Raw genomic sequence first — 20948 nt, 5'->3', positions numbered from 1 at the left:
ATGGCCAGACCCGGAAAAGTCAACGCCTCGCGGACCCCGCCCTACAAGTTGGCGGGCATCGGCATGCTGGTCATCGCCGCGATCGCCTTCGTGCTGATCTACGGACAGTTCCGTGGTGACTTCACCCCCAAGACCAAGCTGACCATGCTGGCCGCGCGGGCCGGCCTGGTCATGGACCCGGGTTCCAAGGTCACCTACAACGGGGTCGAGATCGGCCGGGTGGATACCATCACCGAGATCGTGCGGGACGGCAAGCCGGCCGCCAAGTTCACCCTGGACGTCTACCCGCGTTACCTCGCGCTGATCCCGGCCAACGTCAACGCCGACATCAAGGCCACCACCGTGTTCGGTGGCAAGTACGTGTCGCTGACGACACCGCAGAACCCGTCGCAGCAGAAGCTGTCCGCGCACTCGGTGATCGACGCGCGGTCGGTGACGACGGAGATCAACACGCTGTTCCAGACCATCACCTCGATTTCGGAGAAGGTGGATCCGGTCAAGCTGAACTTGACGCTGAGCGCGGCCGCGCAATCGCTGGCCGGCCTGGGTGACAAGTTCGGCCAGTCGATCGTCAACGGCAACGCCGTCCTCGACGACGTCAACCCGCAGATGCCGCAGATCCGCCACGACATCCAGCAGCTGGCCGGGCTCGGCGACACCTACGCCAACGCCTCGCCTGACCTGTTCGACTTCCTCAACCACGCCGTCGTCACCTCCCGCACCATCAATCAGCAGCAAAAGGACCTGGACTCCGCGCTGTTGGCGGCGGCCGGGTTCGGCAACACCGGCGCGGAGATCTTCGAGAAGGGCGGGCCATACCTGGCCCGCGGCGCGGCCGACCTGGTGCCGTCGGCGCAGTTGCTGGACACCTACAGCCCGGCCATCTACTGCACGCTGCGCAACTACCACGACATCGAGCCCAAGGCGGCCTCGTTCCTGGCCGGCAACGGTTACTCGCTGAACGCCCACACCGAGGCGCTGTCCGGTCTGGGACTGCTGGCCAACCCCGTCTCGGCGGTCGCCACCATCGCCAGCCTGGTCGGCGGGCTGGCCGGGGTGGTCGGCGGCGCGCCCAACCCTTACATCTACCCGGAGAACCTGCCGCGCGTGAACGCCCGCGGTGGCCCGGGCGGTGCGCCAGGTTGCTGGCAGCACATCACGCGTGACCTGTGGCCCGCACCCGAGTTGGTGATGGACACCGGCAACAGCATTGCGCCGTATAACCACCTCGACACCGGTTCGCCCTACGCCATCGAGTACGTCTGGGGCCGTCAGGTAGGGGATAACACGATCAACCCATGAAAATCACCGGCACGCTCATTCGACTCAGCATCTTCTCGCTGGTGCTGTTGCTGTTCACTGCGATGATCGTCGTGGTGTTCGGTCAGATGCGGTTCGACCGCACCTACGCGTACACGGCCGAGTTCAGCAACATCAGTGGGTTACGTCAGGGCCAGTTTGTCCGCGCCTCCGGTGTGGAGATCGGCAAGGTCGATTCGGTGCAGCTGGTCGACGGCGGCAAGCGGGCCCGGGTGAAGTTCAACGTCGACCGCTCGGTCCCGCTGTACCAGTCGACGACGGCGCAGATCCGCTACCTCGACCTGATCGGAAACCGGTACCTCGAGCTCAAGCGCGGCGAGGGTGAAGGCGCCGACAAGATCCTGGCCCCCGGCGGTTTCATCCCGCTGTCGCGCACCTCGCCGGCGCTCGACCTCGACGCATTGATCGGCGGGTTCAAGCCGCTGTTCCGGGCGTTGGACCCGGAGAAGGTCAACACCATCGCCACCGCGCTGGTCACCGTGTTCCAGGGGCAGGGCGGGACCATCAACGACATCCTTGACAACACCGCGCAGCTGACCTCCCAGATCGGGGAGCGCGACCAGGCGATCGGCGAGGTGATCAAGAACCTGAACATCGTGCTGGACACCACCGTCCGGCATCGCCAGCAGTTCGACCAGACCGTCAACAACCTCGAGGTGCTGATCACCGGGCTCAAGGACCACAAGGACCAGCTGGCCGGTGGGACCGCGCACATCAGTAACGCCGCCGGGACCGTGGCCGATCTGCTGGCCGAGGACCGCGCACTGCTGCACAAGACGATCAACTATTTGGACGGGATTCAGCAGCCGCTGATCGATCAGCAGGACCAACTGCAGGACTACCTGAAGAAGGTGCCGACCGCGCTGAACATGATCGGGCGGGCCATCGGGTCCTACGGAGACTTCGTCAACTTCTACGCCTGCGACATCACGCTGAAGATCAACGGTCTGCAGGGCGGTGGCCCGGTGCGCACGGTCCGGCTCTTCCAGCAGCCGACGGGTAGGTGCACCCCGCAATGAGAACGCTGGAACCTCCGAACCGACTCCGGCTCGGCCTGATGGGCATCGTGGTCACGCTGCTGGTGATCGGCGTCGGGCAAAGCTTCACCAGTGTCCCGATCCTGATGGCACGGCCGGCCTACTACGGGCAGTTCACCGACTCCGGCGGCATCAATACCGGCGACAAGGTGCGCATCGCCGGTATGGACGTGGGCAAGGTCGAGGGCCTCAAGATCGACGGCGACCACGTCGTGATGAAGTTCTCGATCGGCACCAACACGATCGGCACCGAGAGCCGGCTGGCCATCCGCACCGACACCATTCTCGGTAAGAAGGTTATGGAGATCGAGGCGCGGGGTTCCCAACCGCTGCGCCCCGGGGCCACCTTGCCGATCGGCCAGAGCACGACGCCCTACCAGATCTACGACGCCTTCTTCGACGTCACCAAGGCTGCGTCGGGCTGGGACATCGACACGGTCAAAGAGTCGCTGCACGTGCTGTCGCAGACCATCGACCAGACCTACCCGCACCTGAGCGCCGCCCTGGACGGCGTCGCGAAGTTCTCCGACACGGTCGGCAAGCGGGACGCGGAGGTCAAGCATCTGCTCGCCCAGGCCAACCAGGTGGCCAGCATCCTCGGCGACCGCAGCGAGCAGGTGGACCGGCTGCTGGTCAACGCCAAGACGCTGCTGGCGGCCTTCAACGAGCGCGGTCAAGCGATCAACGCGCTGCTGAGCAACGTGGCCGCGTTCTCCGAACAGGTCAAGGGCCTGATCAACGACAACCCGAACCTGAACCACGTGCTGGAGCAGCTGCGCACGATCAGTCAGATCCTGGTCGACCGCCGACAGGACGTGGCCGACGGTCTGACCGAGGTCGGCCGGTTCCTGCCGTCCCTGAACGAGGCCATCGCGTCGGGACCGTTCTTCAAGGTGGTGCTGCACAACCTGGCGCTGTACCAAATCATCCAGCCCTGGGTGGACGCGGCGTTCAAGAAGCGCGGCATCGATCCGGAGAACTTCTGGCGCAGCGCCGGCCTGCCGGAATACCGCTGGCCCGACCCGAACGGCACCCGATTCCCCAACGGCGCGCCGCCGCCGGCACCGCCGGTACTGGAGGGCACGCCCGACCATCCCGGGCCGGCCATCCCGCCGGGCTCGCCGTGCTCGTACACGCCGGCGAACCCTGGCGGCAACATCACCGTCGGCGACGAGGGTCTGCCGCGGCCGTGGAACCCGCTGCCATGCGCGGGTGCCACCGTCGGACCATTCGGCGGGCCCGGATTCCCGGCGCCCATCGACGTCGCGACGTCGCCGCCGAACCCCGACGGACTGCCGCCCACGCCGGGCATGCCGATCGCCGGGCGTCCGGGCGACCCGCCGCCGAACGTTCCCGGAACCCCGGTGCCGTTGCCGGCGCAGGCACCGCCGGGTGCGCGCACCGAGAACCTGGCCCCGGCCGGACCCACGCCGCCGCCGTCGACGTTCGCGCCGGGCTTGCCGCCGGGTCCGCCGGCCCCGCCCGGGCCGGGGAACCAGTTGCCGGCGCCGTTCATCAACCCGGGCGGATCGGGTGGTAGTGGTGTCACGGGAGGTAGCCAGAATTGAGCACCATCTTTGACATCCGCAACGTGCGGCTCCCCAAGTTCTCCCGGACGACGGCGATTGTCGGATCGCTGATCGTGGTGGTGGCCCTGGTGGTCGGCTATGTCGGCTACCGGCTGTTCGAGAAGCTGACGAACAACACCGTGATCGCCTATTTCCCCGCCGCCAACGCCCTCTACAAGGGGGACAAGGTTCAGATCATGGGTCTGCGGGTCGGATCGATCGACAGCATCGAGCCGGTCGGCGACAAGATGAAGGTGACGTTCCATTACGAGAACAAATACAAGGTGCCGGCCAACGCGTCGGCGGTGATTCTCAACCCGACGCTGGTGGCGTCGCGCGCAATTCAGCTGGAACCGCCCTACAAGGGCGGGCCGGTGCTCGGCGACAACGCGGTGATCCCCGAAGAGCGCACCCAGGTGCCGGTGGAATGGGACGAGCTGCGCAATAGCATCACCAACATCATCTCCAAGCTCGGCCCGACCAAGGAGCAGCCGACGGGCCCGTTCGGTGAGGTCATCACGTCCTTCGCTGACGGCCTGGCCGGGAAGAGCAAGCAGATCAACACCGCGCTGAACAGCCTGTCGTCGGCGTTGACCGCGCTCAACGAGGGCCGCGGCGACTTCTTCGCGGTGGTGCGCAGCCTGGCGTTGTTCGTCAACGCGCTGCACCAAGACGACGCGCAGTTCGTCGCGCTCAATCAGAACCTGGCCGACGTCACCGGCCGGCTCGCCTCGTCCGACGGCGACCTGTCGAACGCCCTGCAGCAGTTCGACAGCCTGCTGACGACCGTGCGTCCGTGGCTGGACAAGAACCACGAGGTGCTGGCCACCGACGTGAACAACCTGGCCACGGCCACCAACACGCTGCTGCAGCCCGACTCGCTGAACGGGTTGGAAACCGCGCTGCACGTCTTGCCGACCGCGGCGTCGAACATCAACCAGATCTATCACCCGACGCACGGGTCGGTGGTGGCCATTCCGGCGATCACGAACTTCGCCAACCCCATGCAGTTCATCTGCAGCTCGATCCAGGCGGGCAGCCGGCTCGGGTATCAGGAGTCGGCGGAGCTGTGCGCGCAGTACCTCGCGCCGATCCTCGATGCGATCAAGTTCAACTACCTGCCGTTCGGCCTGAACCTGTTCAGCACGGCCGAGACGCTGCCCAAACACATCGCCTACTCCGAGCCGCGGCTGCAGCCGCCGAACGGTTATAAGGACACGACGGTCCCGGGCATCTGGGTGCCGGACACCCCGTTGTCGCACCGCAACACCCAGCACGGCTGGATCGTGGCGCCCGGTATGCAGGGCCAGCAGGTGGGGCCGATCACCGCGGGCCTGATGACGCCGGACTCGCTGGCCGAGCTGATGGGCGGTCCCAACATCGAGCCCGTCCAATCGAACCTGCAGACCCCGCCGGGTCCGCCGAACGCGTACGACGAGAACCCGATCCTGCCGCCCATCGGGTTGCGGGCCCCGACGCCGGTCCAACCGCCGGCACCGGGACCGGGGGTGCTCCCCGGTCCGGTCGCTCCGACACCCGCGCCGGTTGCGGCCCCGGCGCCCAACGCCGGGGGACCGCCGGCGCCGGTTGATGCGGGGCTGGGGCAGTGAGGCGCGCGATGAGCGGCGTAGCCGCGAGGAGCAAGCCGAACCGACAGGTACAGCGGCGCGCGATGAGCGGCGTAGCCGCGAGGAGCAAGCCGAACCGACAGGTACAGCGGCGCGCGATGAGCGGCGTGACGCGCTTCCTCCGGCATCGGGCCTGGCAGGGGTTGGTGCTGCTGGTGATCGCCATGGTGCTCAGCTCCTGTGGGTGGCGAGGCATCTCCAACGTGGCGATCCCCGGCGGTCCGGGCAGCGGACCGGATTCCATGACGATCTACGTCCAGGTGCCCGACACCCTGGCCATCAACGGCAACAGCAAGGTGATGGTCGCCGACGTCTTCGTCGGCTCGATCAAGGCCATCAACCTGAAAAACTGGGTGGCGACCCTGACGCTGGGTGTGAAGAAGAGCGTCAAGTTACCGAAGAACGCCATCGCCCGGATCGGCCAGACGTCGCTGCTGGGTTCGCAGCACGTGGAACTCGCCGCACCGCCGAACCCGTCGCAGGATTTGCTGCGGAACGGCGACACCATTCCGCTGAAGAATGCGACGTCGTACCCCACCACCGAGCAGACGTTGGCCAGCCTGTCGTTGATCCTGCGCGGCGGCGGCATCCCCAACCTGGAGGTGCTGCAGAACGAGGTCTACAACATCTTCAACGGCCGCGGCGAGCAGATCCGGTCCTTCCTCGGCAAGCTAGACACCTTCACCACCCAGCTCAACCAGCAGCGCGACGACATCACGCACGCGATCGACTCCACCAACCGGCTGCTGACCTATGTGGGTGGCCGGGCCGACGTCCTGGACCGGGTGCTGACCGACATCCCGCCGCTGATCAAGCACTTCGCCGACACCAAGAACCTGCTGATCAACGCCGCCGATTCGGTGGGCCGGCTCAGCCAGGCCGCCGACCAGTATCTGTCGGAGGCGCGGGCGCCGCTGCACACCGATCTGCAGGCATTGCAATGCCCGTTGAAGGAGCTCGGCCGGGCCTCGCCGTACCTGATCGGCGCGCTGAAGCTGATCCTGACGCAGCCGTTCGACATCGACACCGTGCCGAAGATGTTCCGCGGGGACTACGTCAACATCTCGCTGACGCTGGACGTGACCTACAGCGCCGTCGACAACGCGTTCCTGACGGGCACCGGATTGTCGGGCGCGCTGCGGGCTCTTGAGCAGTCGTTCGGCCGCGACCCGGAGACGATGATCCCCGACGTCCGCTACACGTCGAACCCCAATGACGCGCCCGGCGGGCCGCTGGTGGAAAGGGGGGACCGGAATTGCTGACTCCGTTCATCCGACGCCAGCTGTGGCTGTTCCTGGTCCTGACGGTGGTCTCGCTGCTGGTGCTGGGCGTCTACTACCTGCAGGTGCCCAGCCTGATGGGGATCGGCCGGTACACGCTCAAGGCCGATCTGCCGGCCTCGGGCGGGCTGTATCCGACCGCCAACGTGACCTATCGGGGCATCACAATCGGTAAGGTCACCGCCGTCGAGCCGACCACGCACGGCGCCGAGGCGACGATGAGTATCGACAGCCAGTACAAGATCCCGGTCGACGCGGTCGCCAACGTGCACTCGGTGTCGGCCGTCGGTGAACAGTATCTCGACCTCGTCTCGACGGGGAACCCCGGCAAGTACCTCGCCGACGGGCAGACCATCACCAAGGGCACGGTGCCCGCGGAGATCGGGCCGGCACTCGACACCGCGAACCGCGGGCTGGCGGTGTTGCCCAAGGACAAGATCGCCACGCTGCTCGACGAGACCGCCGAGTCCGTGGGTGGGTTGGGGCCCGCGCTGCAGCGCCTGGTCGACTCCACTCAGGCGATCGTCGGTGATTTCCGCACCAACATCACCAACGTCAACGACATCATCCAGAACTCCGGCCCGGTCCTGGACAGCCAGGTCAATTCGAGCAGCAACATCGAACGCTGGGCCCGCAACCTGAACACGCTGGCGGCGCAGGCCGCGGCGCGGGACCAAAACGTCCGGAGCATCCTGTCCCAGGCGGCGCCGACCGCCGACCAGGTCAGCGCGGTGTTCAGCGACGTGCGCGAATCGCTGCCGCAGACATTGGCGAACCTCGAGGTGGTGTTCGACCTGCTCAAGCGGTACCACAGCGGCCTCGAGCAGGTGCTGGTGTTCCTGCCGCAGGGAGCCTCGATCGCGCAGACGGTGGCCGCGCCGTTCCCCAACCAGGCCGCCCTGGACTTGGCGCTGTCGATCAACCAGCCGCCGCCGTGTCTGACCGGCTTCATCCCCGCTCCGGAGTGGCGGTCGCCGGCCGACACCAGCCTGCAGCCGTTGCCGACGGGAACGTACTGCAAGATCCCGATGGATACGCCGGCCAACAGCGTGCGTGGTTCGCGGAACATCCCGTGCGCCGATGTCCCGGGCAAGCGGGCGGCGACACCGCGCGAGTGCCGCGACCCCAGGCCTTACGTGCCCGCCGGGACGAACCCGTGGTACGGCGACCCGAACCAGATCCTGACCTGCCCCGCACCGTCTGCGCGCTGTGATCAGTCGGTGCGTCCCGGGATGGTAATCCCGGCGCCGTCGATCAACAGCGGCATGAACCCGGCTCCGTCGGACCGCGTGGCGGGGACACCGCCGCCGACCAGCGACCCGTTGACCCGGCCGGGCTCGGGTAGCGTGCAGTGCAACGGGCAGCAGCCCAACCCGTGTGTCTACACCCCCGCCGGGCCTCCCTCGGCGGTATACAGTCCCCAGAGCGGTGAACTGGTAGGGCCCGACGGGGTCAAATACTCCGTCGAAAACTCGACCAAAACAGGAGACGACGGATGGAAGGAGATGCTGGCGCCCGCCGGCTGAACCCCCCACCGATGTCGATGCTTAGTCGTCTGCGTCGGAGACGGCCGAAGATCCGCGAGGAATCGGAGAACGTCGCCGACGAAACCAACTCCCCGGTGACGTCCGAGGATTCGCCGGAATCGGTCGATACCGCGTCCGCCGAAGACGCCGCCGGGGCCGCCGATGAAACCGCCGACGCGCAGCCCGCACCGCTCGACGACGCAGCCGAGCCCGACGCGGATGTTGAGACCGAAATCGCGGCCCTCGCCGACGAAGCGACCCCGGCCGACGACGACGCAACCGGGCGCCGCCCGTCGCGGCTGTCCCGCGGCTGGCTGGCCGGCATCGCCGCGGTCCTGGTCCTGCTTGCCGCCGCCGTCGGCACGGGTGGCTACTTCGCGTTGCGCTACCACCACCAAACCCAGGAGATCGCCCGCAACAACGCCGCGGCGCTCAGGGCCGCGATCGACTGCGTTGCTGCCACCCAGGCGCCCGACACCAACGCGATGATCGCGGCCGAACAGAAGATCATCGACTGCGGCACCGACGCGTTCCGCGCCCAGGCGCTGCTGTACACCGGCATGCTGGTGCAGGCATACAAGGAGTCGAACGTCCACGTTCAGGTGTCGGACGTGCGGGCGGCGGTCGAGCGCACCAACAGCGACGGCTCGGTCGACGTGCTGGTGGCGATGCGTGTCAAGGTGGCCAGCGATCAATCGCAGAACGAAACGGGCTACCGGCTCCGGGTGAAGATGGCGCTCGACGAAGGCCAGTACCGGATCGCCAAGCTCGACCAGGTGACGAAGTGACGGTGGTGGTCGAGGAAACTTCGATCACGGCCAACCAAGTGTCATCACCGAATGCCTTGGCGCCCTGGCATATTCGTCTGTGCGCCTGCGCTGTCGACGTGCTGCCGGCCGTTGCCGTGGCCACCACGATGGCCTTGGTGTCGTTTACGGTGCCGGCCGGCGGCGTGTGGTGGTGGGTGTCCATCTGCGTGTTGGGCCTGTCCGTCCTGGTGCTGTTGGTCAACCGCTTGCTGTTGCCGCCGACCGTCGGCTGGAGCCTGGGCCGCGCCCTGTGCGGCATCGCGGTGACTCGGCGCGACGGCGGCGGCGTCGGCGCCTGGAGTCTGCTGCTGCGCGACCTGGCCCACCTGCTCGATACCCTATCGGTGATGGGATGGCTTTGGCCGCTATGGGATTCGAGCCGCCGCACCTTCGCCGACATGCTATTGCGTACCGAGGTACGGTCCTCCGCAGCCCCACGGCCCGACATCCGGCGGTGGACGACCATCGCGGTGCTCGGCGCCGCTGCGCTGTGCCTGGCCGGCGTCGTCATGAGCTACGCGGTGGTGTACTCCCGCGACCGGGCGACCGATCAGACCAGGGCGCAGATCGGGATTCAGGGACCCAAGATCGTCGCGCAGATGCTGACCTACGACCCGAAGACGTTGCGCGACGACTTCACCCGGGCGCAGTCGCTGGCCACCGACAAGTACCGCGGGCAGCTCAAGGCGCAGCAGGACATCGTGGAAAAGGGCAACCCGGTTATCAATGAATACTGGGTGACCGACAGCTCGATCGAAGCGGCGTCGCCGGACCGGGCGACGATGCTGTTGTTCATGCAGGGGCGCCGGGGCGCGGCGCCCGACGAACGCTACATCACCGCGACCGTGCGGGTGAACTTCGCCAAGGACGACGGCCGCTGGCGCGTCGACGATCTCGCGGTGCTGACCAAACCGAAACCGCCGGGGAACGGAAAATGAGTCCCCGCCGCAAGTTCGCGCCCGGTGAACGGTCGCTGCTGGTCGCGACCGAGCCGGAGACGCCGCAGCGGCGGTGGGGTCTGCCGGTGGCGGGCGCCGCCGCGGGGGTGCTGATGGTCGTGGCGATCACGCTGACCACCCTGATGTTGGTCTCTCACGAACTGCGGGTCCGAGACGCTTCGAAGAATCGCGAAGTGCTCAACTACGTGACGGGTTTCATGACGCAATTCACCTCCATCGACCCCTACCACGCCAACGACTACGTGATGCGGGTAATGGACCAGGCGACAGGCGAATTCGCCAAGGAGTACCACGACAAGGCCAACGAGATCCTGCTGCAAGTCGCCCGGGCGGAACCGGCCAAAGGCACCATTCTCGGTGCGGCCGTGGAGCGGTGGAATGACGACGGCAGCGCGATCGTGATGGTGGCGACCGAAGTGACGTCCAAGTCGCCCGACCAGAAACAGGTCGTCGAGAACACCAACCGTTGGACGGCAACTGCGACGCGGGAAGGGAATCAGTGGAAGATAAGCAGCCTGCAGCAGGTGATCTGACCATCGACAAATCGGCGGAGCGTAGCGACGTCGCCACCGATGCCGCTGCGCAGGGCGAAACCACCTCGGCGGCAACCGAAATCGACACCGAAATCGACACTGAAGCCGATTCTGACGCGGCCGAACACCCGGGCACCGACGGCGAAACCGCGGAGGAATCCGCGGCGAAGACCGAAAAGAACGGCCGTCGGCGGCGGTTGCTGGGCGGGAAGTGGGCGGCAGTGGCCGTCGTGGTGGCCGCGGTGCTGTTCGTCGGCTCGGCCGCGTTCGCGGGTGCGACCATGCAGCCCTACCTGTCTGACCGCGCCGCCGCGGCGACCAAGCTGAAAGTGGCGCGCACGGCCGCCAACGCGATCACCACGCTGTGGACCTATACGCCGGAGAACATGGACAGCCTCGCCGACCGGGCGGCGAACTACCTCAGCGGCGATTTCGAGGCGCAGTACCGCAAATTCGTCGACGCCATCGTCGCCCCCAACAAGCAGGCCAAGATCACCAACACCACCCAGGTCACCGGCGCCGCGGTCGAGTCGCTGGACGATCAGAACGCGATCGTGATCGTCTACACCAACACCACCTCCACCAGCCCCCTGACCAAGAACATCCCGGCGCTGAAGTATCTGTCGTATCGGTTGTTCATGAAGCGCGTGCACGGGCGCTGGCTGGTGACCCGGATGACCACAGTCACCTCGCTGGATCTGACACCGCATCCGTAGTCGGGGCGGCGCCGAAATATACTGCCCCGGTGGCTACGTCGCCGGTGTCGGAACGGTTGACGGTTGCGGCGTTGCTGTTGTTGACTTTCGCCACCGGTCTGGCCGATTCGATCAGCATCTTGGTCCTCGGCCACGTGTTCGTCGCGAACATGACGGGCAACGTGATCTTTCTCGGCTTCTGGCTGGCCCCACGCACCAACATCGACCTGACGGCGGTCTCGGTGGCGCTACCCACCTTCGTCGTCACCACCATCCTCAGCGGCCGCCTGTCGAGGTTTTTCGGTGCGCGGGCCCGCGCCTGGATCACCACCGTGCTGGCCACCGAAATCGTGTTGCTGCTTACCTTGTCGGTCCTGGCCGGCACGGGCGTGCTGCACTATCACGACAACTCCAAACTGATCATGATCGGATTCCTCGCGGTGACGTTCGGCCTGCAGCATTCGAGCGCGCGCCAGTTCGGAATTTCGGAACTGTCGACCACGGTGTTGACGTCGACCATCGTCAGCCTCGGTCTGGACAGCCGGCTCGCCGGCGGCACGGGCGAGCGTCAAATGCTGCGTTTGGCCGTCGTAGTGACGATGTGCGCCGGTGCGTTTCTCGGCGCGACCCTGTCCAGGTTCTTCATCGCTCCGGTCTTCGTTCTGGTGGCGGGCGTGGTGGCGGTCAGCCTGGTGATCTTCCGGTGCGGCGCGCCCGACGTGAAAGTCGCTGTGCCAGAAGAAGTTTAGTTGAAGGCCAGCCAGCTGGGCAGGGCTCGTTCGTGGGAGTCGCACAGCACCTGACGGGTATCGCAGGAGCCGCGCGGCGAACCGGCGCCGGCCCACATGCCGCCGGTGTCGCGGCGCAGCACGATCGCCGACGACCCGCCGCCGTCCAGTAGCACCGCGGTGTCGCTGCCCAGACCGCGGAACAAATCCTGCATGTTGTCCGGCGTGTAGCTGCCGCCCTCGAAGACGTACATCTCGTCGCGCTGCTTGACGTAGCCCAGCGCCGTCCGCGCCGCGCTGGGGCCGCCGTCGCGCAGCTGTTGGGTCTGTCCGGGGCCGAGCAGCCCGATGCCGGATACCGCGACGAACTTCTCGTTTTTGTTCAGCAGGTCGGCCACCACCGGGGTGGCGGCGTCATAATCGTTCTTGCTGCGTGGCCACACCACGTACGGGGCGCTGCCGGTGGGCAGGATCATCGTCGTCAACGAGGACCAGCTCTCGCCGCCACCGGAGAGTCCTTGCTTGCCGGGGTAGGCCACGGTGCCGGTGACGGCCTGATTGGCGCGGCCCTGTCCGTTGGTGTTGTCCACGAATGCGCCCAACGGAGAGCTGCAGCCGGTCTGGCGCCACGAGCCGGCCTTCTGCCCGCGCACGTCGAAGAAGTTGGCGTTGATCGCGATGGTCGGCTGCCCCATCCGTTGCCAGGCCTGCAGCGGCGTGTAGAGCTCGGACGCTTGCCACAGGCCCTCCCCGGTGCGGGCTCCGGGGTTGTGTTCGCAGCGCGCTTGGTCACCTCGATGGGTGTCGACCAGCAGGTGCGGGGCCAGGCGTGTCGATGCGTTCTTGATGATCATCAGGTGGCCGCCGTTGTTCATCTCGTACCAGCGACCGCCGGCATCCAGCAACGGTGTGGGGTGGCCGGGCCCGAAGTTGTACACCAAATACGAGCCCTTGGTGGCACCGATCGCGTTCGCGAGCATCTCGCGGCCGTCCGCGGCGTGGGCGACGGGAGGCGCGACGGTGTTCGTCAAGACGGCGCAGGCGAGCATGGCCGTCAGACTGGCCGCCAAGCGGCGCAAGCTGGCGCGTCGTGTCAGCACGGCAGCCCTTTCGGCCCTGATGAATTACAACATCCACATCATCAGTCACGCAGGTCACACTGTCAACATAAATAACGGACGGGTGACGCTTTGGCCGCGCGCGAATTACGTTTGCTCGCTTAAACTTTCGGGATCCTCGTCGGCCGGCTCGCCGTCCGCCGGGGCACCGGTGGCCGCGTGTTTGCCGGCGCGGGCCTTCTGTTGAGCCTGATGCTGAGCCTGGTGGGCTTCGGCGATCGCCAGCTCGACGGCGCCCGGGATCCGGTGGAACCCGCTGTGGTCGTAGATGCGTGTGACGATGCCACCCACCAACAGCCCGATCACCAATCCGATGGCGGTCATCCACAACGCCTGCGACAGTCCCGCCGGTCCGGCGCCGTTGAGATAGACCAACGACCGCACCCCCAAGAACACCTGATGCATGGGCTCGAATTTGGCCAGCCAGCGGAAGAACGGCGGGACCGCCTCCAGCGGAACGGTGGCGCCGGCCGACGGCAACCCGAAGATCACGAACACCAGCATGCTGAACAGCAAGCCCATCGAACCCAGCACGGCGATAAGCGAACTGGAGGTGACGCCGACGGCCACGATGGCGAACACGCCAAACGCCCATAGCTGCCAGGGGTGTTGGATCGGCATGCCGAGGCCGTGGGCGATGGCCAGGTAGACCCCCGACGTCAGCAGCGCCAAAATCACCATGATCAACCACTTGACCAACAACGTACGGAAGCGAGATATGTTGGCCTGCTCGGCAAATCGGTACACCGGGCCCCACTCCGCCGGTACGTACCCAAGCAGCGAGTCCACCAGCGTGGACACCACGATGCTGCCGGTGAATCCGGCCAGCAACAACAGCAGAGCGTAATAAAACGCCGACAGTCCATTGCCGGTGCCGTTGGGAAGCGCGTTATACACCGACGACTTGATGTCGATCGGGCTGGCCAATCCCAACTGTGCCGCTCCGGTCAGCGGCGCCCCGCCCGTCTGCTGGGCAACTTCAGACGAAAGGTACTGTCCCACTTTGGTGTTGGCGGACGCCATGGCTTGGCTCAGGGTTTGTCCGGCGATGCTGGCGCCCAGCGTGCCGGCTCGTGGATTGGTGAAGATGCTCACCGAGGGGCGCTGTGCCTTCGCGGGTGTGACGGCGCTCGCGCCGAATTCGCGCAGATTCGACGAGAACGTGGGCGGGATCACCAGTTCGCCGTAGACCTGCGCGCGGTCCAGCTGCTGCCTGGCCTCGTCGTGCGACACCACCCGCACGTCGAACTTGTTCTTGTCCAAGGCCGAGACCAGTCCGTCGACGATCTTGGCGCCGGCGGTCCCCGCGTCCTCGTTGACCACCGCGATCGGGAAATGACGCAGATTCGTGGCCGGATTCAGGATGCCCCCGAGATACAGCGCACACAGCGCCGACATCAGGGCCAACGTGGCGCCGATCGGTAACGCCCAGAACTTGACCGTCCGCAGTGCTTTCACGTTCCGATCCGGGTTCGGCACCGCGTGCCGCGGCTGCGCTTTCGACATGCCAACTCCTGTCTGTCATGCCCACTCTATTTGCTCTAGCCACCCAGTTTTGCGTGCATCTCCCAGACCAACAGGTCCGTCGGTTCGCGGGCGGTTAACCGCGGGCCGTCGGTATCGGTGAGCCGGACCGCGTCGCCGTCGGAGATCTCACCCGCGCCCTCCACGGTGATCCGACCCCGTGGCACGTAGACGTGCAGGAACGGCGCGGCGGGCGCGGTGACGCCCTCGCCGGGGCGCAGTCGCGCGCCGTGCAGCGCCGCGTCGCGGTTGTGCACGAAGATGGCAGCGTCGCGTCCCGGCCGGCCCGAGGCGATGGTCACAAGTTCGGCCCCCATGTGGCCGATTTCATGTTGCTGGTAGCCGGGCGAGAGGGCGGTTTGGTCGGGCACGACCCACATCTGCACGAAATGCACCGGCCGCGTTGCGGAGTCGTTCTTCTCCGAGTGCGAGATCCCGCTGCCCGCCGACATGCGTTGGGCCAGGCCGGGATAGATCACGCCGCGATTGCCGGCCGAATCCTGGTGTGCCAGTTCCCCGTCCAGCACCCAGGTGAGGATTTCCATGTCGCGGTGCGAGTGGGTATCAAACCCCGACGCCGGTGCCACCCAGTCGTCGTTGTTCACCACCAGCAGCCCGAAATGGGTGTTCTGCGGGTCGTAGTGGTCGCCGAAGGAAAACGAATGCTTGGACTGTAGCCACGCCGTGGTGGTGACGGCCCGGTCGGCCGCACGCCGAATCTCGCAGTGGGCAGGCATGACCTCAGCGTAGTCAGCGTCAACCCACCCCGGCGCCGAGTAGCCGTTGCGCATGCGCGAGCGCCGCGTCCAGTTCGGCCAGCGTCAATGCGGCGGGCCCGCCGAGATGGATCTCGATCTGGTATTCCGGCTGGCGGTCGCGGCCAAAGATCGGCAGGACAACGAATTCCGTTGATGCCAAATCGGTTTCGAGGGTGGCGGTGATCGATTGCAGGGTGACCATGGTCATCAGCGTGGTGAGCCGGCGGGCGACCTGTGCGGTCGGTTCCAGGGACGCGAGTAGCCCGGCCAGCCGATGGTGCAGCGACTGGTGTGTGTCGTCGAACCGCCACGCGCCGTAGCCGCGGGTCCGGATGTCGGCGAGCACCCGTTGCTGCTGCGCGATCTCCGGCCTACTCAGCCGCGGCGTCACGCCCTGCAGCCAGGCCGCGACGAAATCGTCGTCGCGCCAGGCCATTGCGACCAGGCCGAACGGGGGGTCGATCGGGAAACGCTGGCCGACGGCGTGCTGGCCGTCGCTGCCGTGGCCTACCACGTCGAAGGTGGTCAAGTGGCGGTTGCCGATCTTCGACATCGAACAACCCGCGCCCAGGGTCTCGTGCAGAAAGGTGAGGGCCTCGCGGCCGCGGTCCAACAGGGGGAACTGCACCCGCAGCCCGTGCACCAGGCCGAACAAGCCGCTGCCCAGGCAGAACCGTCGATCTTCGCGCCGGGCCACCCACGACCGGCGTTCCAACTCGGTCAGCACCAGCGCGCAGGTCGAGGTGCTGATGCCGCAACTTTTGGCCAGTTCCGCCGAGGTCCGGCCGTCGGGTGCCTGCGCCAGAGCGGCCAGCACGTCCATCACCCGAGCCGTGGGCGGCGACTTGGCGGTTGACGCGCCCATGCCGAACTCCCTAGCATCCGTCCCAAATATCAGTAGAAGCATCCTAATATTAGGAGACTATTGTGTTGAAGGTCGGTGTCTGGGGGCCGGGCTCGATGGGTGTGATCGCCCTGCGCGGCGTGATCGACCACCCCGAGCTGCAATTGACCGATCTCGTTGTCCACAGCGACACCAAGGCGGGCCGCGACGCCGGGGAGCTGTGCGGCATCGCGCCGGTCGGCGTGGTGGCGACCCAGGACCCGGGGCCGATGCTGGCCGGGGATGCCGACGCGGTGGTGTACGCCGCCGCCGCGAATTTGCGCCCGCTGGAAGCGGTGGCCGACATGGTGTCGATCCTGCGGGCCGGAAAGAACGTGGTGTCATGTTCGGTGGTGCCGCTGGTCTATCCCGACGCGCCCGGGCTGGATCCCGGCGCGTTCACCGACCCCCTGCGCCGCGCCGCGCTGGACGGCGGGGTGTCGTTCTTCACCACCGGCATCGACTCCGGGTTCGCCAATGATGTGCTGCCCCTGGCGCTCAGCGGCGTCTCCCGGGTGATCGACGCGGTACGGGTGACGGAGATGTTCAACTACGCCACCTACCCCGACCGGGCGGCGGTCTACGAGATCCTCGGATTCGGCAAGCCGCCGGAGTATGCGGCGTTCGCCGCCCAACCCGGCATATTCACCTTCGGCTGGGGACCGGTTCTGCATCAACTCGCCGCGGGGCTGGGCGTCAAGATCGACAACATCGAGGAGAGCAACGAACGCATCCCCACCACCGAGTCGTTCGACACGCCCACCGGCCACGTCGCAGCCGGGACGATCGCGGCCATGCGATCGACACTGACCGGCTACGTTGCAGGCAAACCGACGTTCGTCGTCGACCACGTCACCCGGATGCGCGACGACATCGCGCCGGACTGGCCGCAACCGCAGGTCAGCATCCCGCCGAAAGACCTCGGGTACGGGCCGGCGACCGGGCGCGGGGTCTACCGGGTCGAGATCGACGGCTCCCCGACCATGCGCTGCGAATTCGAGATGGCCGAGGACCACGACCACGACCTGGGGGCGCGCATTGCGGGCGCGTCGCGGATGGTCAACGCCATCCCGGCGGTCTGCGCGGCCGCCCCCGGCCTGCTGTCAGCGCTCGACCTGCCCCTGATCACCGGCGCCGGCCTGGTGCGGCCGGTCGACGGGCCGACACCGGACAGCCGCCTAGTCGGACGCTGAGCACGACGCCAGGCGAGCCGGGGCCGTCGACCCGGCCGGCGACCCGGCCGCCGCCGGCTCGGGCCGATCCCGGGTGGCCCGCTGCCGGGCGGACGCCCTGCTGTTCAGCCAGCACGCGAAGGCGCCGACGACCAGGCCGATGCCGACGCCGACGTCCGGGCGCTCGCCCAGGATGAGCCACGACAGCACGGCCGCGCCCGCCGGGATGATGGCGAACAACATCGCCACCGCCGCCGCGCCGTGCAGCGTGACCGCGCGCAGATAGATGCTGACCGCAACCGAGGCATTGAGCAGCACCATCGCGGCGATCGCGATGATGGCCCGGCGCGCGTCATGCACGGCGAACGGGGTGACGAGGGCAAAAGCCGCCGCTGGTATGAACGCCACGCCGTTCTGCACCGCGCTCATGGTGCGAAAGTCGATGCCCGTGCAGTATCGCTGCTGGTACACGCCGCCGGCCGAAAGGCCAAGCAGCCCAAGCACAAGCAGCAGCAGGACCGGGTCCAGGCCGTGCGTGCCGAGCAAGCGCCGGGCGCAGGCCGCGAGCACCGCGACGACCCCCAGGACTAGCGCGCCGACCCGCAGCCAGCCGAGCGGCTCACGCAGGAACACCGCGGCCAGAATTGCCGTGGTCACCGGATTCATCGCGACGACTACCGCGCACAGCACCGCGGACGCACCCAACAGCACCGCCTCGTAGAGGCAGCAGAACTGGACCGCCTGGATCAGCAGGCCGGCGACGAGGACGTGACCGAACTGCGCACCGCGTGGCCATGGCGCCCTGGCCAGCAGTGCCCACAGCGCCAGAACCAAGGCCGCCAAACTGAATCGCAACACCAACACCGCCATCGGGGTCATCCCCGCCACCGCGAGGACACCAATCGGATATCCGAGTGCATAGGTGAACGTCACCGCCGAAGCGGTGCTCAGCGGCATGCGACGCAGTGGCATGGCTTCCATAGTTCGCGAGATGACGGCACGGCGTCCAACGATTTTTGACGATCGCAATCAATCACGATTTGTAATCGCATACCCGGCGTTGCAAGAACTCCCAGCTCATAGGCCCCACCAATTGATCATGGATGCTGATCGAACTAGGGTTGTGAGCTATGCCTCAGGTGCTCGATATCGCCCCGCTGCGCAGCCTGGTCGCGGTGGCCGACTGTGGTGGGTTCCACCGCGCCGCGGCCGCGCTGCACCTGAGTCAATCCGCGGTCAGCCAGCACCTGCGCAAGGTCGAAAGTGTGGTCGGCGCACCGGTAGTCGAGCGGTCCGGACGTGGCGTGCTGTTCACCGACATGGGCCAGAAGGTGTTGCGGCATGCGCGCACGATCTTGGCGGCCCACGACGCTGCGCTTGACGATCTCGGCGCGACCGAGCACCGGGTGCTGACCGTCGGCGCCACCGAGCATGGCGCGGATGTGATGCTGCCCGCGTTGACCAGCGTGCTGCGCGACCGGCTGCCCGACCGGCGGCTACGCTTCCGGCTCGACCGCAATGTGTCCCTGGCGGATGCGATCGACCGGGGACTGGTGGATTTGGCGATCATGCTGGACGGGTCGGGCCTGGATCGCGCCAACGCCTCGGGAATTGTTCAACTGCAGTGGGTTTCGGCCCGGACGTTCAACATCCGCCAAGACGAGCCGCTGCCGTTGGTCATCTACGCCGAGCCGTGCACGTTGCGTGAGCCCGCGTTCGCGATCTTGGAGAAGCATGCGATCGGCTACGAGGTAGTCGCAGAGTCCGCCGATCTCGCCGGGCTGTTTGCGGCGGTGCGGACCGGGCTCGGGTTGGCTTTGCTGCCCAAGATCGGGAAGTTGCCCGATGGGCTGTGCGCGGCGGAGGGGTTGCCCACGCCCAACTGCGCGTCGATATTGGTTCGCGGCCGCTCCGGGATGGATCCGGACGTGCTGAGCACCGTCGATGCCGCGGTACGCGAGGTGTTGTCACTCGAAAACTGAACGCGCCGTTGAAGGCTCAGTTCAGCGGGAACATCGCGGCGGCCAGTGCGAGTATCTCGGCACGGTCCGCGGACAGGATGAAGCCGGCGACGATGGCCGCGTCAAGTGCGGCGGTGAAGCGGTCCAGGTATTCCGTTGCGCCGCCCGGGTAGAGCCGGCGCAACGTCGCCTCGTCGAAGGGTTCACCGCTGCCGAAGATCGCCGCCATCACGTTCTCTGTGGTCTCGTGCCAGGCGCCGGCGCCGGAGGTCCGGGCGATGGGCACATCTACCCAGGGGGTCCGGACACCGCCGCAGGCCAGACCGTTCGAGTCCAGAACTGGCTGTGGCGCTTCGGTTTTGCGCATCTGAATGGGTGGGGAGGCGGGCGCGGGCGTCCCGCCACGAACCCAGGTGTGCAGTGCCGCGATCGCTGCCTGCACCACGTAGTGGTGTTGCGGTGCGAAGTTGATGAAATGCCCCAGCTGCTGGCCCATCAGCATCGTGGTGGGCGCGTAGGCGGCCACGATGTCGGCGAGCGGCGCGGCGCCGGAGTCGATGGCGGCCATCTGGATCGTGTAGTTGTCGGCGTGCGCGGCCCCGGGAATCTCCCAGACCCGTAACCGATCGCTGTCGGGCTGACGCGCAAAGTAGTAGCCGTGTCGCACGGCGCCGAAAAGATCCGTTTCGGTGATGATCGCGACCAGCGGGACGCGCAGGTCGGGCCGGAACCTGACCGCTTGCGGGGTGCCGGACTGCAGGTCGTCGAAGACGGAACCGCCGTCCAGCGGTGCGGCCGAGGCGAATCGGGAGTGCACCAGAAAACCGTCGTAGCTGCGGGCATGGTGGTCGACGGCATTGACGTAGCTGGTGAGGAACATCGCCGACTGCGATTCACCCAGGGCGACAACGTGTTCGGCACGCAGCCCGCCCAGCACATCGGCGGTCCGAACCAACTGTGCGGTCTGGGAGAAGATGTCGTAGCAAAACGCGTCGCCCGGGTGCTGCAGCGCCGCATACCGGGCCGGGTCTTGGCTTTTCAGCGACATGTCCATGCCGAGCAGGCTGGCGCCGCCCTGGATGCCGACCTGCTGGGCGGAGACCGCGACGTAGCCGTAGCCCGCGCGGACGATCTCGCGATGCGCCATCATCCACACCGCCGGAGCGTCTATGCCGCCACTGACATTGAGCCATTCGACCAGTACCGTCCCGTTGAACCTGGCCGGGTCGGCCGGGGTCAGCACCACGATGCGGGTGGTGTAGTCGGCGGTGCCGGACGGGGTTGTGTCCCACCGACCGTCGGCCGTCAGCTCCGAGACGGGACGGTACGAGGTCGCGGTACCGGAGACGAAGAATTCCTCGGCGACATAGCCCACCTCGCGAATGTCGAACGCGCCCAACAACAACGGTTTACCGGCGATCGGCGTGATGCTGGCGGACTCCGTCATGG

19 protein-coding genes are annotated in these 20948 nt (G+C 66.9%); 13 read left to right on the top strand and 6 right to left on the bottom strand.

Features of this window, described 5'->3' with window-relative positions; all coding sequences use genetic code 11:
* From AWC25_RS11870 to AWC25_RS11820, 11 genes are all read left to right on the top strand, one after another.
* Positions 1-1302, top strand: coding sequence for an MCE family protein (locus tag AWC25_RS11870; protein ID WP_085166822.1), 1302 nt, complete (start codon positions 1-3; stop codon positions 1300-1302).
* Complete coding sequence (locus AWC25_RS11865; RefSeq protein ID WP_069401675.1) at positions 1299-2339, top strand: virulence factor Mce family protein; 1041 nt, start codon at positions 1299-1301, stop codon at positions 2337-2339. The genes AWC25_RS11870 and AWC25_RS11865 overlap by 4 nt, the downstream gene beginning before the upstream one ends.
* Positions 2336-3925 (top strand): virulence factor Mce family protein, encoded by a 1590-nt coding sequence (locus AWC25_RS11860; RefSeq protein WP_069401674.1) that lies wholly within the window; start codon positions 2336-2338, stop codon positions 3923-3925. Before AWC25_RS11865 ends, AWC25_RS11860 begins: the two co-directional genes overlap by 4 nt.
* Positions 3922-5535 (top strand): virulence factor Mce family protein, encoded by a 1614-nt coding sequence (locus tag AWC25_RS11855; RefSeq protein ID WP_069401673.1) that lies wholly within the window; start codon positions 3922-3924, stop codon positions 5533-5535. Before AWC25_RS11860 ends, AWC25_RS11855 begins: the two co-directional genes overlap by 4 nt.
* A gap of 116 nt (positions 5536-5651) precedes the next feature.
* A complete protein-coding gene (locus tag AWC25_RS11850; protein WP_069401672.1) occupies positions 5652-6815 on the top strand; it encodes a virulence factor Mce family protein in 1164 nt (387 codons plus the stop codon).
* On the top strand, positions 6809-8359 hold the full coding sequence (locus tag AWC25_RS11845; RefSeq protein ID WP_069401671.1) for an MlaD family protein: 1551 nt from the start codon (positions 6809-6811) through the stop codon (positions 8357-8359). The genes AWC25_RS11850 and AWC25_RS11845 overlap by 7 nt, the downstream gene beginning before the upstream one ends.
* Positions 8329-9147, top strand: coding sequence for an Mce protein (locus tag AWC25_RS11840; RefSeq protein WP_069401670.1), 819 nt, complete (start codon positions 8329-8331; stop codon positions 9145-9147). The genes AWC25_RS11845 and AWC25_RS11840 overlap by 31 nt, the downstream gene beginning before the upstream one ends.
* Complete coding sequence (locus tag AWC25_RS11835; RefSeq protein WP_069401669.1) at positions 9144-10106, top strand: RDD family protein; 963 nt, start codon at positions 9144-9146, stop codon at positions 10104-10106. Before AWC25_RS11840 ends, AWC25_RS11835 begins: the two co-directional genes overlap by 4 nt.
* The gene (locus AWC25_RS11830; protein ID WP_069401668.1) at positions 10103-10660 is read left to right on the top strand and encodes a mammalian cell entry protein; all 558 of its coding nucleotides are present in this window, start codon (positions 10103-10105) and stop codon (positions 10658-10660) included. Before AWC25_RS11835 ends, AWC25_RS11830 begins: the two co-directional genes overlap by 4 nt.
* Positions 10627-11376: a mammalian cell entry protein gene (locus AWC25_RS11825; protein WP_069401667.1), complete on the top strand. Its 750-nt coding sequence runs from the start codon at positions 10627-10629 to the stop codon at positions 11374-11376. The genes AWC25_RS11830 and AWC25_RS11825 overlap by 34 nt, the downstream gene beginning before the upstream one ends.
* 29 nt (positions 11377-11405) lie before the next feature.
* Positions 11406-12104, top strand: coding sequence for a YoaK family protein (locus AWC25_RS11820; RefSeq protein WP_069401666.1), 699 nt, complete (start codon positions 11406-11408; stop codon positions 12102-12104).
* Here AWC25_RS11820 and AWC25_RS11815 read toward each other — a convergent pair.
* The 4 genes from AWC25_RS11815 to AWC25_RS11800 all read right to left on the bottom strand — a co-directional run bounded on the left by AWC25_RS11815 (position 12101) and on the right by AWC25_RS11800 (position 16348).
* Positions 12101-13183 (bottom strand): phosphodiester glycosidase family protein, encoded by a 1083-nt coding sequence (locus AWC25_RS11815; protein ID WP_069401665.1) that lies wholly within the window; start codon positions 13181-13183, stop codon positions 12101-12103. The genes AWC25_RS11820 and AWC25_RS11815 overlap by 4 nt on opposite strands.
* A 105-nt stretch (positions 13184-13288) precedes the next feature.
* Positions 13289-14707 carry a YhgE/Pip domain-containing protein gene (locus AWC25_RS11810; RefSeq protein WP_069401664.1) on the bottom strand — a complete coding sequence of 473 codons (1419 nt, stop codon included), beginning with the start codon at positions 14705-14707 and terminating at the stop codon, positions 13289-13291.
* A 35-nt stretch (positions 14708-14742) separates the two neighbouring features.
* Positions 14743-15462: a pirin family protein gene (locus AWC25_RS11805; protein WP_069401706.1), complete on the bottom strand. Its 720-nt coding sequence runs from the start codon at positions 15460-15462 to the stop codon at positions 14743-14745.
* Positions 15463-15481: 19 nt separating this feature from the next.
* Entirely contained in the window at positions 15482-16348 is an 867-nt protein-coding gene (locus tag AWC25_RS11800; RefSeq protein ID WP_085166821.1) for a MarR family transcriptional regulator, read from the bottom strand.
* A 62-nt stretch (positions 16349-16410) separates the two neighbouring features.
* Here AWC25_RS11800 and AWC25_RS11795 point away from each other — a divergent pair, with 62 nt between their 5' ends.
* Complete coding sequence (locus AWC25_RS11795) at positions 16411-17559, top strand: NAD(P)H-dependent amine dehydrogenase family protein (RefSeq protein WP_142278795.1); 1149 nt, start codon at positions 16411-16413, stop codon at positions 17557-17559.
* Here AWC25_RS11795 and AWC25_RS11790 read toward each other — a convergent pair.
* The gene (locus AWC25_RS11790) at positions 17545-18495 is read right to left on the bottom strand and encodes a DMT family transporter (RefSeq protein WP_085166842.1); all 951 of its coding nucleotides are present in this window, start codon (positions 18493-18495) and stop codon (positions 17545-17547) included. The two genes, AWC25_RS11795 and AWC25_RS11790, sit on opposite strands and share 15 nt — an antisense overlap.
* Before the next feature lie 173 nt (positions 18496-18668).
* Between AWC25_RS11790 and AWC25_RS11785 the strand changes: the two genes are divergently transcribed.
* The gene (locus AWC25_RS11785) at positions 18669-19520 is read left to right on the top strand and encodes a LysR family transcriptional regulator (protein WP_085166820.1); all 852 of its coding nucleotides are present in this window, start codon (positions 18669-18671) and stop codon (positions 19518-19520) included.
* Between the two features lie 16 nt (positions 19521-19536).
* Here AWC25_RS11785 and AWC25_RS11780 read toward each other — a convergent pair whose 3' ends face one another.
* The gene (locus AWC25_RS11780) at positions 19537-20946 is read right to left on the bottom strand and encodes an alpha/beta hydrolase domain-containing protein (RefSeq protein WP_085166819.1); all 1410 of its coding nucleotides are present in this window, start codon (positions 20944-20946) and stop codon (positions 19537-19539) included.
* Positions 20947-20948: the final 2 nt, after the last annotated feature.

Source organism: Mycobacterium sherrisii (assembly GCF_002102355.1).
GTDB lineage: Bacteria > Actinomycetota > Actinomycetes > Mycobacteriales > Mycobacteriaceae > Mycobacterium > Mycobacterium sherrisii.
This window is presented reverse-complemented; position numbering and strand designations above follow the sequence as displayed.

What these genes read in the sequence shown, in the direction of transcription:
- AWC25_RS11870 (WP_085166822.1), top strand. Translation starts at nt 1, where the DNA reads ATGGCCAGACCCGGAAAAGTCAACGCCTCGCGGACCCCGCCCTACAAG.
- AWC25_RS11865 (WP_069401675.1), top strand. Translation starts at nt 1,299, where the DNA reads ATGAAAATCACCGGCACGCTCATTCGACTCAGCATCTTCTCGCTGGTG.
- AWC25_RS11860 (WP_069401674.1), top strand. Translation starts at nt 2,336, where the DNA reads ATGAGAACGCTGGAACCTCCGAACCGACTCCGGCTCGGCCTGATGGGC.
- AWC25_RS11850 (WP_069401672.1), top strand. Translation starts at nt 5,652, where the DNA reads ATGAGCGGCGTGACGCGCTTCCTCCGGCATCGGGCCTGGCAGGGGTTG.
- AWC25_RS11840 (WP_069401670.1), top strand. Translation starts at nt 8,329, where the DNA reads ATGGAAGGAGATGCTGGCGCCCGCCGGCTGAACCCCCCACCGATGTCG.
- AWC25_RS11830 (WP_069401668.1), top strand. Translation starts at nt 10,103, where the DNA reads ATGAGTCCCCGCCGCAAGTTCGCGCCCGGTGAACGGTCGCTGCTGGTC.
- AWC25_RS11810 (WP_069401664.1), bottom strand. Translation starts at nt 14,707, where the DNA reads ATGTCGAAAGCGCAGCCGCGGCACGCGGTGCCGAACCCGGATCGGAAC.
- AWC25_RS11805 (WP_069401706.1), bottom strand. Translation starts at nt 15,462, where the DNA reads ATGCCTGCCCACTGCGAGATTCGGCGTGCGGCCGACCGGGCCGTCACC.
- AWC25_RS11800 (WP_085166821.1), bottom strand. Translation starts at nt 16,348, where the DNA reads ATGGGCGCGTCAACCGCCAAGTCGCCGCCCACGGCTCGGGTGATGGAC.
- AWC25_RS11790 (WP_085166842.1), bottom strand. Translation starts at nt 18,495, where the DNA reads ATGCCGCTGAGCACCGCTTCGGCGGTGACGTTCACCTATGCACTCGGA.
- AWC25_RS11785 (WP_085166820.1), top strand. Translation starts at nt 18,669, where the DNA reads ATGCCTCAGGTGCTCGATATCGCCCCGCTGCGCAGCCTGGTCGCGGTG.
- AWC25_RS11780 (WP_085166819.1), bottom strand. Translation starts at nt 20,946, where the DNA reads ATGACGGAGTCCGCCAGCATCACGCCGATCGCCGGTAAACCGTTGTTG.